8 protein-coding genes are annotated in these 13369 nt (G+C 58.8%); 2 read left to right on the top strand and 6 right to left on the bottom strand.

The features are described 5' to 3' along the window. Both ACMX25_RS40060 and ACMX25_RS40055 read right to left on the bottom strand, forming a co-directional pair. A partial coding sequence (locus ACMX25_RS40060) for a polysaccharide biosynthesis tyrosine autokinase (RefSeq protein ID WP_414955346.1) occupies positions 1-2252 on the bottom strand: 2252 nt, incomplete at its 3' end. A gap of 463 nt (positions 2253-2715) precedes the next feature. After that, the gene (locus ACMX25_RS40055) at positions 2716-3981 is read right to left on the bottom strand and encodes a glycosyltransferase (protein ID WP_414955345.1); all 1266 of its coding nucleotides are present in this window, start codon (positions 3979-3981) and stop codon (positions 2716-2718) included. 552 nt (positions 3982-4533) lie between these two features. Between ACMX25_RS40055 and ACMX25_RS40050 the strand changes: the two genes are divergently transcribed. Next, entirely contained in the window at positions 4534-5790 is a 1257-nt protein-coding gene (locus ACMX25_RS40050) for an oligosaccharide flippase family protein (protein WP_414955344.1), read from the top strand. A gap of 666 nt (positions 5791-6456) precedes the next feature. Here ACMX25_RS40050 and ACMX25_RS40045 read toward each other — a convergent pair. The 4 genes from ACMX25_RS40045 to ACMX25_RS40030 all read right to left on the bottom strand — a co-directional run bounded on the left by ACMX25_RS40045 (position 6457) and on the right by ACMX25_RS40030 (position 10909). Next, a complete protein-coding gene (locus tag ACMX25_RS40045) occupies positions 6457-7572 on the bottom strand; it encodes a glycosyltransferase family 4 protein (protein WP_414955343.1) in 1116 nt (371 codons plus the stop codon). Beyond that, complete coding sequence (locus tag ACMX25_RS40040; RefSeq protein WP_414955342.1) at positions 7569-7832, bottom strand: hypothetical protein; 264 nt, start codon at positions 7830-7832, stop codon at positions 7569-7571. Before ACMX25_RS40040 ends, ACMX25_RS40045 begins: the two co-directional genes overlap by 4 nt. A gap of 955 nt (positions 7833-8787) precedes the next feature. Continuing rightward, complete coding sequence (locus ACMX25_RS40035) at positions 8788-9936, bottom strand: beta-glucosidase (protein ID WP_414955347.1); 1149 nt, start codon at positions 9934-9936, stop codon at positions 8788-8790. Between the two features lie 769 nt (positions 9937-10705). Continuing rightward, positions 10706-10909 (bottom strand): hypothetical protein, encoded by a 204-nt coding sequence (locus tag ACMX25_RS40030; RefSeq protein ID WP_414955341.1) that lies wholly within the window; start codon positions 10907-10909, stop codon positions 10706-10708. A gap of 1004 nt (positions 10910-11913) precedes the next feature. Here ACMX25_RS40030 and ltrA point away from each other — a divergent pair. Next, positions 11914-13281 carry a group II intron reverse transcriptase/maturase gene (gene ltrA / locus ACMX25_RS40025; RefSeq protein WP_414952672.1) on the top strand — a complete coding sequence of 456 codons (1368 nt, stop codon included), beginning with the start codon at positions 11914-11916 and terminating at the stop codon, positions 13279-13281. Positions 13282-13369 lie beyond the last annotated feature (88 nt).

Here is a 13369-nt window from a genome sequence, read left to right as displayed (position 1 = left end):
GCAAGGTAAAGACCGTACTCGTCGCGCTCGCCGTACCGTCCCGGCAAGAAACCGTTGAAGATATGGCCCCCCACCCTCGCCCCAACATTCTCCAGCCGCCGAATCGTCTCTTCCAACTGCCGTGCACCCGTGTGATCGGCACGCGACACCAGCAGCACCAGGTCACAGTCTTGCGAAGCGATCGACAACGCATCGCTCACCGGCAGAACGGGTGGCGAATCAATCACCACGTAATCGTACGTCTCGCGAAGCTTGGCCAGCATCTCCTGGAACGCAGGCCGTCCCAGAAGCTCCGACGGGTTCGCCGGCACACTCAGCCCCGCGTTCAGCACCGAGAGGTTGCTCTGATCAAGCTTCACGATCGCCTCTTCCACCCGAGCCGTGCCCTCCAGCACTTCGGCCAGCCCTGCGCCGCTGCGCTCTTTCAACAGATGCCGCAGACGGCCCTGGCGCATGTCCGCATCGATGAGCACCACCGAAGCGTGCGTCTCCGCCAACAGATAAGCAAAGTTCGATGACACGAAGCTCTTGCCCACGCCCTGCGTCGGCCCCGTGAAGAGGATCACCTTGCCCGCCGACAAGTCACCCGTCTCGAGCAACGCCTTCATGCTGCTGCGCAATGAGCGCAATGCTTCGATCCCCGGATCCGTCGGGCTATTGGCCGCCAACAGCTTGGCCGGCGTACCCAGGCGACGGCGTGCGGCGCTGCTGTGCTGCAGTTGCGCCGACGATTGCGCAACCACGGCCAGACGCGGCACATGCGAGATGTAATCAATTTCTTCCGGTGTCCGAAGTTCCTTGCGCTTCAGCGAGATCAGGTGCACCGTCGCCGCGCTCACGAACAACCCGCCAAGAATCGAACCCAGCAACACGATCGCATTGCGCGGCCACGCCTGCTTCTCCGGCGTAATCGCCCAGTCAACCACGCCCACGCCGGGCGCCGTGCTCGCCGCTGCCACTTCCAGTTGCTGCGCATTGGTCAGCACGCTCGTGTACAACTGCGTGCTCACGGCCACATCGCGCGCAAGCCGGACATATTCGCGTTGAATGCTCGGCAGCTTCGTCGCCGTGTCGCTCAGCTCCTGGATCTGCCGGTTCACCTGATCGAGCTGCGAAGCGGCCGCTTGATACGTCGGGCTATCCGGGCGGAACTTCTGCTTCTGCTCGTCCAGCTGGAGCTGCAAGCGCGTCTGGGTATCGGCCAACGTGCTCAAGCGCGTGATCAGCGCCGTGCCTTGCTGGCCCATGTCGACCATGCTCGTCTTCGTGCGGTAATCGTTGAGGCGGTTCTCCGCGCTCTCCAGATCCGCCTTCAGCCCGGGCAGGCGCCCACGCAGGAAGTTCAGGCTCAGCTGCGCCTGCTCGGCACGCGACTGTTCGTCACGCTTCAAATACGTCCTCACGATGGTGTTGACCAGCATTTGCGCGGCCAGGGGCGAATCGGCCTGATAGCTCAGGCTCATGATCGAGGGGTCACGGATCGACGAACCCTGGCTCGCCACCGACGCCTTCAGCGCCTTGCTCACGCGCTCATAGACCGTCTGCGCGGACTGGCTGCGCAGCGTGAACTCCACGCCCGGGCGCGCCCGCAGCGTGTCGATACGCAACTCGCCAGGCGCACTGCCATCGGGTGTGCTCACGCTAAATGAGACCAGCTGCCCGACGCGGCCCTGTGCCAGCGCCTCGCCGTCCTTGTCATACAGCGTGTATTGCCCGGCTTCGCCCGTCACCACGCGAAACTTGTCGCCCAGCGACGCTTCCGGCACCGTGAAGACGCCCGGCTTGAGCAGCTCGCCGCCCCACGCGTAGCCGCTCAAGCCCAGAAACGGCGGCACCAGTGTTTGAGCGTTGACATGGCGCGAGGCCATGAACTGGCCAATCAACGGGAAATGACTTCCCGTTTGCACGCTCGTTTGCGCACCGGTTTGAGCGATCGCATCGCTCACGATGCTGCGCGATGTCAGCACCGCGCTCTCGTCGCTTGCCGACACCGTCGCGCTCATCGTGCCCGACACATCCGACAGCGCGCTGAGCGAGGCGCCAGGTTTGGACGAACTTTCCACCCGCAGCATGGCCTCGGCCCGGTATTGGGGCGTCGCCAGCAAAATGTACAGCCCGCCCACCACCACGAACGTGCCCGTGATCGCCATGAACAGCCGCTTGTGGCGTACCACGCTGCGCCACAGGTCAATCAGCCCGTCGCTCTTCTTCGGCGCCGTACTAAACGACGAATGCCCGATGTATGAACTCATGTCAAACCCCTGCAATAAAAGATAAAGGCCGAGCCCGTGGATAACAAAACGCTTCCGGCTATCGAAATAACCTCGCCCGCCAACGATGCTTACCGCTCAACCACAATGACGTTATTTATGAAGGAACACTGATGAGCTGGCCGGCACAGCAGACGTAACCTGATCAGCAACGCTGACTGACCCTGGCGCCCATGCGCGACAAGCTGACTCTGTTTTTTCCATCGGTGATATCACACGAGCCGTGCTGCCCTAACGCTTCGAGGCAGAGCTCTGACGACCGCCAAATGTTCGACAACAGGCATCTTCGACGCTGCCAGCGTGCCGCCCATCGACTTCATTCATCTGCTGGAAGGATCGTATATGCGCGGTTAAGCCAAGAATGTACGGCGACGCACGCTGAACAGGATGCTTGGCGCGCGCCGTTGCTGCGCCCCGCGAAGCGCCTTGCACGTCCTGTGGGCAGCTACCGGCGCCGCGGTGACGTACTGTCCTGCCTCGCGTCTTCAACGGCAGTACCACGGCGGTCATTGAGGTCAGAGGTTCGGTCTGCCGGCGGCGGTCGTTGTGGCCCTTGACGAACCAATGGCGGCTGGGCGCCTGAAGGCGCCACTTCCGAGCGGAAACTCGCCAATCGAACTTCCACGAACGTACAAAGCGCCGCTTTGAAATTTCCAGCAGAGAAGCGTTCGGCATTTTCACGACAAAATGTCGAATTGAAGCGGTCCGAATGCTGCTCGAACGTGTCGACAGCACTAATCAGCGACTCGATCGTTTGCTCCCTGAAAAATACACCGGTGGGCCGCTCGTCCGGCAAGCCGATGACCGTCTCCAGCGCGGCGCCCTTGCCGAATGCGATGACCGGTGTGCCGCATGCCTGCGCTTCGACGATTGAAATGTCAAAATCCTCTTCGGCCGCAAAGACAAACGCAAGAGCGCGCTGCAAGTGATCATGCAGCACATCGAACGGTTGATACCCGAGGAGCTCTACATTAGGGCCCGCCGCAGCCTTGACCCTGGCCATATCAGGGCCGTCGCCTATGACGATAAGGCGTCTCTCCGGCATCTGTGAGAACGCCTTTACGATCAGATCGACGCGCTTGCGCGGGACCCTGTTCAACGCCGTTACGTAGAAGTCCTGCTTATGTATTCCGACCGATAACCCGCCGACGTCGACCGGTGGATAAATCACCGTCGAGTCACGTTGGTAAGCCTGCTGAATCAGCCGCGAGCCGTAACGCGAACTGGTAACCAGATGATCGACGCCATTGGCCGAACGCGAGTCCCACCCGCGGATATAGTGCAGCAGCATGCGCACAAGGACCGATTTCAGACTTGACGCGAACCCGGATTTCCTCAAGTCCCTGTCCTGCAAATCCCGGACATGGCGGAGAGACGAATGCACGTAGCTCACATGCAACTGGTCTGGGCCGACAAGCACTCCCTTGGCAATCGCGTGCGAATTCGAGAGAACGAGATCGTAAGCCGATAGATCGAATTGTTCTATCGCGAGAGGCATCAACGCCAGATAGCTCCTGTATCGCGTGCGCGCGAACGGGAGCTTCTGGATGAACGAGGTGTACACCCGCCGGCTCTTGAGGAACGAGCGATCTTCCAGAACGTCAAGAATGGTAAAGACGTCTGCTTGTGGAAAACATTCCAATATAGACTGGAGAACCCTTTCCGCGCTTTCGGCTGTCACTAGCCAATCATGGACAACTGCTACTTTCATGACTTCTCGCTCTTTGCGCGTAGACAGCTCAGCGTGGTCGCTTGCCACATCGCAAATAGCGTCTGGATCGGACGCAAACTGCTGGTACGAACATGGGTCGCCGCTTCGATTAGACCGCTGCAGCCTGGACAGCACTGTTCGATGGCGCACATGCAGATCTTTCTGTAAGCAGGAGAATGCTTTGCCCTTACGAATTCCATTCGTCCGCACAATGTTGCGCAGCGCACCGAGCCCGCCAATAACGGCCGCCTACAATCAGGCTGACTCTTCGAGGGATGAACTTAGCGCATTTGTACGAGGAAAACGGACGAGCGGTGGATTTGGCACTTGCTCCCGTTCCCCGTCATTGCTATTGGCTCCCCGCATGCATCTCTTAGGCGATGCGACACTTGACAGGTTCATGTTAGCTTTGTGACGGCCGTCGCGGCAACGGCCCTTCCGCAATGCAACCGTGAACGTCACCTCGCGTCGTTTTCCATGTTTCTCTTCGCTCGGCTGGCGTCGCAACGCGGCGTAACGCTTAGGCGCTAATCAAGTCAGGATACGCAGTCGATGGCTTCTTTCAAAAAGAATTTTGCGGTGTTGATGATGCTGCAAGTTTCGACCTACGCGGCGCCGCTCCTTACCTTGCCGTTGCTTACGCGAGTGCTCATGCCAAGTGGTTATGGGCGCCTCGCGTTTGTGATGGCCTTCATCAATTACTTCGTCATTCTGACCAATTACGGTTTCAGTCTGACCGCGACACCGCAAATTTCCATCAAGCGCGACGATCGCGCTGAGCGTTCGCGCATTTTTTGGGAAACCATGCTGTCGCAAGCCTTCATCACGATAACTGGACTTGTCGTGCTGGTGACGCTGTCGTTCATTTTCGAACGGCTCGCGCAAGATCGCGGCTTGCTGCTATTGGGCTTTGGCACGGCCATTGGCGCCATGTTGATTCCCACCTGGTATTTCCAGGGGATTGAAGACCTCCGCGTGCTCAGCTCCATCGTGTTCATCGGTCGCGTGCTGAGTGTGCCGGCAATGTTCCTGCTGGTGCGCACGAGCCATGACATTTACTGGGCGATGGGCGTCAACGCGTTCGTGCCGCTGCTGTCCGGAATTGCGATTGTCACCTACTTGTATGTGCGCCGCGAACTGGATTTCGTGGCCGTCCCTGCACGCGATATTGTGAAAGCGCTGAAGAACGGCTGGAGCGTCTTCATGGCAACAGCCCTCTTCGATATCTTTATGTCGAGCAACGTCGTATTGCTTGCGTTGATATCGGGCAACGTCACAGCGGGTTACTTCTCGGCCGGTGACAAACTGATACGGGCAGCGCTTGGTATGATGACCCCGCTGAGAAGCGCGGCTTATCCGCGTATCAGCTACCTGATGCATCACGCCCGCGAGGACGCATTCAATTTCTTGCGAAAGATGCTTGTGTTTCAGGGCGGCCTCCTTGCGGTTGTATCGCTGACGATTTTCCTTGGCGCGCCGCTGGCGGTCAAAATACTTTACGGTGCGCAGTTTTTGCCCACGGTGAACGTCCTCCGATGGATGGCCTTCATACCGCTCATGTCGGGGTTCTCTGACATATTCGGAGTGCAGACCATGCTTCCGCTCGGGATGAGATCGCAGTTCAGCCGCGTGTTGATTGTCTCGGCTTTCTTGAATTTCGGATTGCTGGCTGTGCTTGCCAGGCTCTATGGCGAGCAAGGCGCCGCGGCAAGTGTGCTCATGGTTGAGACGTATATCGCGGTAGCCATGGCGGCAACGCTGTATTTCGAGAAAGTACCGTTTCTTAAACGACGTCCCCTCGCGTCATAAGTGAAACTCGTATTTCCCATCGTCCGATGTTTGGTGATATGCACGGCTGCGCATTGCAGATGAGCGACTAGTGTCTTGTTACGTCGTAAGTCCCGGATGCTGCCATGCCAGAAAGCCTTATGCGGGCGTCGCCGGTGGTTAAATGCCGACCTCTTGCCTGCAGTGGCGGCGAAGCCTCGAAGAGGCCCGGCAACTCAGAACGTTGATAAGCTTGCGCGTTCGGTAAAGCCCTCACTCTCAATCCCTTTGAGTTGCTCTCTTGCTTCAGCACTCAGGTTGGCGATGTTCTTTCCATTCCCCGACTTTCTCCCAAGCCGCTTACGCTTACAGCCTCTTTCGTCAGCCCTACATTCAACGACAGTTCACGCAAGTTGCGACACCCGCTTGTCGAGCGATGGGAGGCCGCGCCGGCGTGCTTTCGGGAAAGCTTGAGTCGGAAGCGGCTCAGCATTCACCGGTAAGGCACGTTACAACCGTAGACGTTCTATAAGCGCATCTGGTTTCGCTGCGATTCGGCCTGGAGGCCACGACGTCAGTGGTCACAGCGGCGGAGTCGCCGCTTGTTCCGTTTATGTGAAAACTGGCACTTGTATCCAGACGTGTCTGGGCACAAATGCCAGTCAGAAGAGGCGCGGCCGGCTCGAGAGACCCTCGAGCAATGCAGATTTACCCCACCGTCGGGCGCTCGGAGAGCTGCGGCGCTGTTGCATAGGCCTCGCCGTATAACACTTGCAGCAGCTTGCTCGCGGCGCGATCCCATCTGAATTGCTGAGCGTGGCGCAGGCCCATCTCGCGATACCGCTGCCGCAGTTCCTTGTCACCCATCATCAGCGAAATCTTGGCTGCGATGTCATCGACCGATTTCGCATCGCAATACATGGCTGCATCGCCGCACACCTCAGGAAGCGAGGCCTCGTTCGATACGATGACCGGACAACCGCAGTACATCGCCTCCAGCGGCGGCAATCCGAACCCTTCATAGAGCGAGGGAAACACGAGGCATGCCGCGTCGCCGTAGAGCGCCTTCAACTCGCCATCCGTGACGAAGCCCGCCCATACGACCTGGTCGGATTGCTCCTGCTCCATGGCGTGGCCCGCACCGAAGATACGCGGGTTGGCACCGCCCACGACGACAAACTTTATATCGCGTAAATGATCAAGCTGCGGTAACGCATCGAGTACTCGCTGCAAGTTCTTGCGCGAATCGAGACTGCCCACGATGACGCAATACGCGCCTTTCGTCAGGTCCAGCCGCGACAAGATGGCAGGATCGCTGACTACGCGATCGAGATGATCGGCACCGTTGGGGATCACCGCCACGCGGGCCTTGTCAATACCGAGGTGGTGACAGATGCGCTCCTTGGAGAAGGCCGACACCGTGAGGATGACCTTCGACTGCCGATGCAGGATCGAAAATTTCAGCTTGTACCAGAGCCTGAATTTTTTCGAGAATGCATAGGGAACGTCGTACACAGCCATGTCGTGAAGCATCACGATCTGGTTATTCTTGAAGAGAGGCCCCGTATTGCACAGGCTGATGAGTGTCTGGTGACTGGTCGCAAGGGGCAGCGTGATTTGCTCCCATACATTGCCTTTGAACCATGCAACCATCCGCTTGCGCTTGAGCGCCAGACCGGCGCCCGCCGCATCCCGTGGCACCACCACTTCGAGTTCGTCCGCAGGAAGCTCGCGCGCCTGCAAGGCGCGCGTCAGTTCATATGCGACCCGTTGGACGCCGGTAATACGCTGCGCAGTAAACTTTCCATTGATTGCAAATTTCACAAGACCTCCGCGACGACGGTACTTGCCAACCGTGTGATCGAAACCGCAGTCCTGACTCGCCCTGCAAACACGTTTTGCATCATGAATTCTCGCGGTGAGCGCCCGTCTGGTGACTTGGGATCGGTCTGCAGTGCGCCGTCGACCACTGCCGACAAAGCCTCTGCCTGAGCAGTCAACACGGCGCATGAATTCATCCCGAGTACCTGGACTGTGTTGAGGGATTTCCGGGCGTGCTCATGATCGACTAGCCGTGCTTTCATGCGACCCTCTCCTAAATTGACCTGTCGATAACCTGAATTGCGCGCATCACCGTTGATCCTCGCGACTCCAAATCCATTGACCGCGGAGCGCGCGACAGGTCAGTCGTCGCACTCGCGATCATGCCGATGAACTCGCATGTATCCCGGCGTTGCATGCGTACAGACGCAACGATAGGTGCCGGCGGTAACTGGGACAGTGCGGGCGGGCACATATCGCGGACGCAATTCGAACTGCAAGCTCAAGAAAGACAAATCGGAGGCGCGCCAAACGCTCATGGCTGCGATCAGGCAGCCGCGAGCGTTCGCGCTTTAGTCAAATCGATGTAGAGCGCCGCGGCGATGGCGGCACGGCACAGGTCAAGGCGTATGGGCGGCGGGCCACTACGCTTGCGGTGCGGGAGATTTCGCTAAGAGCGAGAAACGTCCTGTGGAGAGACGACAGCGCGTGTCTGGATGGATCGCCCGAGCCGGGCGCGTGCTAAATCAGTGAGCATCGCGGCACGCGTGCAAGAACACGGCGATGCAGCCGCGTAGCAAGGACTGCCTTGCGGATTACGTCAGTTTTTTTCGCCGCTCGCGTTGATTTGCGCGCCGCGGGTAGCGCACGCGGAAGGCATTGCTCGAAGAAGATTGAATCGATACACGGCGTTCGATGCCGCATCGGGGCGTCTGGCTCGATGCATTCGCCCACAGTAAACTTCTGATGAATAAGGGGTCTTTGCGCGCCCATGCGCGTCGTCAACGCCTTTGCGGATTGCGCCAGGCCCCGCATCCGAATGCTTACGACATCGGGCATGGAACCCGGCACGGGAGCATTCGTGACACGATCAGCATCCATGCACCAGCCAAGATCGACTCGATCCCGCTGATACACCGGAGGACGATGTACCGGTCATAAAATGAACGTAGCCGCAGCGGTCCGCTGCGGCTACGCGTTTGCAGCTCAACAATGCGCTTAGAAATGCGCCGTCGCAGCCACCGGGTTTGTCGAGATCATCGACTTCAAGGTCGGATAGGTCGACTTCTGGGCGGTGGCACTGGTCAACACACCGAAGGCGTCGTTCGGATAGTCGTATAACTCGTACCAGGTCGCGCCGATCACGTTGTATGTGGCCTTGGCTGCAGCGAGCTCCGCGATGGTCTTCGTGATGTACGTCTGCTGCGCGGCTGTACTCTGCTCCGGGCTCGTGCCGATTTCGGTGAAGATGATCGGCAAGTTGTACGTCGACTTCAGTTTTGCAAGCACGTTGTAGGTACCCGACGTGCCAATGGCGTTCTCGAAGTCACCGCCGTCCTGGTACCAATGCCACTGGATGATATCGGGCGAGATCGTCGGATGCCCCGTGCTGCCGTCCGGCTGCGTGCCAGTCATCAGACCCGCGAGGAAGCCGAAATGCAGCCAGCCCGACGTTGCGTTCGCAATGACCTTGGTGACGTGGCCGGTATCGACCGAGCGCCAGCCGTCTTCGGCGCCGCGCAAGGAGCCGCGCCAGACGGGGAAAGTGGAATTATCGTAATCTGTAATGCTCTCACCATCGCTTGCAATAGGTGCGTTGTGGCTATCAAGGTCATACTCATTGCCGAACTCCACCACCGGGACGCCCGCAAGCTTGGTCGCGGCGTAGGCCGAGATCGTATATGCATAGGCATACGCGCTTGCTTCGGTCGGCGCGGCGCCATTCAGAGACGGATCGTCGTAAGGATTAGCGATGATGACCGGCTGGACCTGCACGTTAGAGCCCAGTCCAGGAATCACGGTGTTCACGAAGGTATCAACGTCCTGTGTCGTGTACATGTCCTGCCGGAAGTTGCGTATTCCCAGGTCAGCCAGCGACGCAGCTTGCGTGCTGAGCGGGACCGACTGAGACAAGCCGCCCTGCACGTAGTGGCCGTTGATGCCGTAGAAAGGAATTGCCGGACCTGTCGACGCCGGCGTCGTTGCGGCCGGCGGCGCGGCAGCGGAAACTGCCGGCGTAGACGTGGTGGACGTTTTCGCCGGGGTTGCTGCGGCTGCGGCTGCGGGTGCCGCGGTTGCGGCAGGTATCGCTGCGGGCGCCGCGATTGCAGCAGGTATCGCTGCGGGCGCCGCGGTTGCAGCAGGTATCGCTGCGGGTGCCGCAGTTGCTGCTGCCACCGGACGCGGATCGGATGACGCGGCCCAACTGTTATTCGACCATACCGACCAGACGTTCGCCGAATTGGTCATATACATCTTCCCTGCGTACCAAAGTACCAGAGTCGCTGTACCAGTCGAATTAGTCGTCTGGCCTGCCCTGAGGACCACGCCATTATTGAGCGTCCAGACCGCACCCGATGAATCGTTGATCGCGGTGGCAGGCGGGATTGCCGTTCCGCTGACCGACGCGGGATGCTGTGCAATGTCGATGTTAGTAGCTGAACCTGCCACATTGGCATCATTCGCTGCGCCGCCGCCACCGCCGCCGCCGCAAGCGGCGAGTGAAAGGCAAAGCGCGGATAGGCCGATAAACTTTCGTTGTACTAAATTCATAAAATTCTCCATCGCCGAATGTTCAGACGAAAAGGTTAAGAAAAGAGCATCTGGATCGACCACTTCGCGGCCTGATCAACACGAGCCCTTTCATCTCTCAGTTAGAAATTTCGGTCGCAGCCGCTGAGATACGGCCTTCCGATTCACTTATTAGGAGTCCTAATGGACTATGCAGCAGCGACAGATTTATTACAATTACCTGTCGCCTGCAGTGCTAAACGCTCAGAACAATGCGCAAAAGTCGGCTTGCGGAACAGTCGTGGATGCCACAACCGGGCTAACGAACGCGATTTTTGGTCTGGATGGACTTGGCGATTGTGCCGTGGTCGCTCAGGCACAGAACGCGGCCACTGCAGGACACTGATCACGCGGCCTTGCCGATCCGCTGGAGATCATCTGCATGCCCGCATCCACCGCTGGAGGACGCTGAGTTCGCAAGCTCGAACGCACTGGAGGCGGCGAACCGGAACGAACATTTGACGCACCGCGCGCCCCCGGCAATCAGGCCGCTGGCGAAGGCGCTGAGAACCGGCAGGATCGAGTTGACGAGATGTAAAAGCGTTCTCATTGAGCAATCCACGTTAAGCGACAGAGGTAGAAACAGGCAAAGAAAAACCCCCGAACGCTACGAAAGCGTTCGTCCCTTGGCTACCAGGCGATTTAGCTAGAACGGCAAAAACTACGCGCTGCGTCTGGCACCGGAAATTACGCTTCCCGCGCCGCACAATTCCGGAATGTTACACGAACGAAACGTTTTAACGCAGTAGTAAATACGTAACGCAGTGTAACTGCGTATTTTTTCGCGGAATTACATACCACTATTGCTCTTGCGCAACGGCGAGAGCCCCGTGTATAAAGGCGCTAGGCAGTAGCGAGCATCTAATAGTTATATCAATTAATTCACGCTAATCTTCATAACTATCATTTTTGAATCAACTTTAATTAATCTGATTAATAAGGAAGTATTAAGCGAATTGTTAGGCGGGTCCGTTTAGGACGCGATGGAGTGAATCCGACCATGCAGGTTGCGGTTGGACCTGAAAAAATGCCCCGATGGCCGTCTTCACATCAGGGCAATGTAGCTTCGGCGTGTTCGTATCGTCGCGAGAGGGTCAAGCTATGTACGCCTTGGAAAACAAAAAAGCTCCACATCAGTGGAGCTTTTTTTTCGTGTGCGCCCAGCATGGGCGCAATCTTGGAGGTGCGAGTCCTCCCGTGAGTTGACCACAGCGAACGAAGCGAAGCGCAACTGCGTGAGGGTGACCGAGCGTGGGGAGGAAGCGTGGAGCGAAGCCGCGAGCCGATGGACAAGAACCGGATAGAAGGCGGTGCCGATCAGGGCGAGCAGGCACGAAACTGCGAAGCTCTCGTGGTCAAGGATCAGGTGCTGTAGATCCGGCGGTTGTGCGGTGAAGGATTGCGTTCTTACCTGGGGAGATCTCGCCTCGTGCCTGAAAGGGCGACGGCGTCGAGTCGGAGCGAGAAGTCAGCAGAGGCCGTACTAGTCACAGGATAGGCCGGTGAGGCTGAAGCTAGTGATGAAGGGCCGAACGAGAAGGAGTGTTCAGCGTCATGTCGATGTGGCAGGCATTGCGTCAGATGCCCGGGCAAACGGGGCGAGCGGGAGTAGCGCGCGGTGAAGCTGCGCGTGTACCCGTGAGTGACGAAGCTTGCCGCCCGCGGCATGAATCCGGGAACACAGGGTCGGCGCTGCTGGAAGCGGCGTTGACGAGAGAGAACCTGAAGCAGGCGTTTAAGCGGGTACGGGCAAACAAAGGCGCTGCGGGTGTAGACGGTCTGGATATCGATCAGACCTCCCGACACCTGGTGACGGTGTGGCCTGTGATCCGCGAGCAATTGCTAAAGGGGACGTACCGGCCGAGTCCGGTACGGCGAGTGACGATTCCGAAAGCGGACGGAGGCGAGCGCGAGCTGGGCATCCCGACGGTGACGGATCGGCTGATCCAGCAAGCACTGCTGCAGGTGTTGCAGCCGATTCTGGACCCTACCTTCAGCGAGCATAGCTACGGCTTTCGGCCCGGGCGCAGTGCGCACGACGCGGTGTTAACCGCGCAGTCGTACGTGCAGTCTGGGCGGCGGGTTGTGGTGGACGTGGATCTGGAGAAGTTCTTCGACCGGGTCAATCACGACATTCTGATCGACCGCTTACAGAAACGCCTTGGCGACGCCGGAGTCATCCAGTTGATCCGGGCGTATTTGAACAGCGGCATCATGGATGACGGGGTGGTGCAGCAAAGACATCAGGGCACGCCGCAAGGCGGGCCGCTATCACCATTGCTGGCCAACGTGCTGCTCGATGAGGTGGATCGGGAATTGGAAAGGCGGGGTCATTGCTTCGTGCGCTACGCCGACGATTCGAACGTGTATGTTCGTAGCCGCCGTGCAGGTGAACGAGTGATGGCACTGTTGCGACGCTTGTATGGTCGGCTGCGCTTGAAGGTCAACGAGACCAAGAGCGCGGTGGCGAGCGTGTTCGGCCGCAAGTTTCTGGGCTACGGCTTGTGGGTAGCTCCGGGCGGTGTAGTGAAGCGCAAGGTAGCGGCCAAACCGCTCCTGGCGTTTAAGCGTCGCATTCGTGAACTGACCCGCCGTTCTGGCGGGCGCAGCATGAAGGAGGTGGTGGAACGGTTACGGCCTTACGTGTTGGGGTGGAAGGCATACTTCAGGATGGCGCAAACGCCCAGTGTGTGGTCGGCACTGGAGGAGTGGATGCGTCACCGGCTGCGCGCTATCCAGCTTAAACACTGGCGCCATGGCCTTACCATCTACCGGGAACTCCGTGCGTTGGGTGCATCCGCTGAAACAGCGCGCCAGGTGGCGGCGAATAACCGTTGCTGGTGGCGCAACAGCGACCGTGCTCTCAAACGCGTGCTCACTATCGCCTACTTCGATCGACTGGGGGTACCTCGACTCTCCTAACCTCAACTTCTCGAACCGCCCGGTGCGGACCCGCATGCCGGGTGGTGTGGCAGGGGTACGGCCTCTTGGCCGTCCCCTATGCCGATCA

The sequence above is a fragment of the Caballeronia eucalypticola genome (assembly GCF_047608185.1).
Taxonomy (GTDB): Bacteria; Pseudomonadota; Gammaproteobacteria; order Burkholderiales; family Burkholderiaceae; genus Caballeronia.
This window is presented reverse-complemented; position numbering and strand designations above follow the sequence as displayed.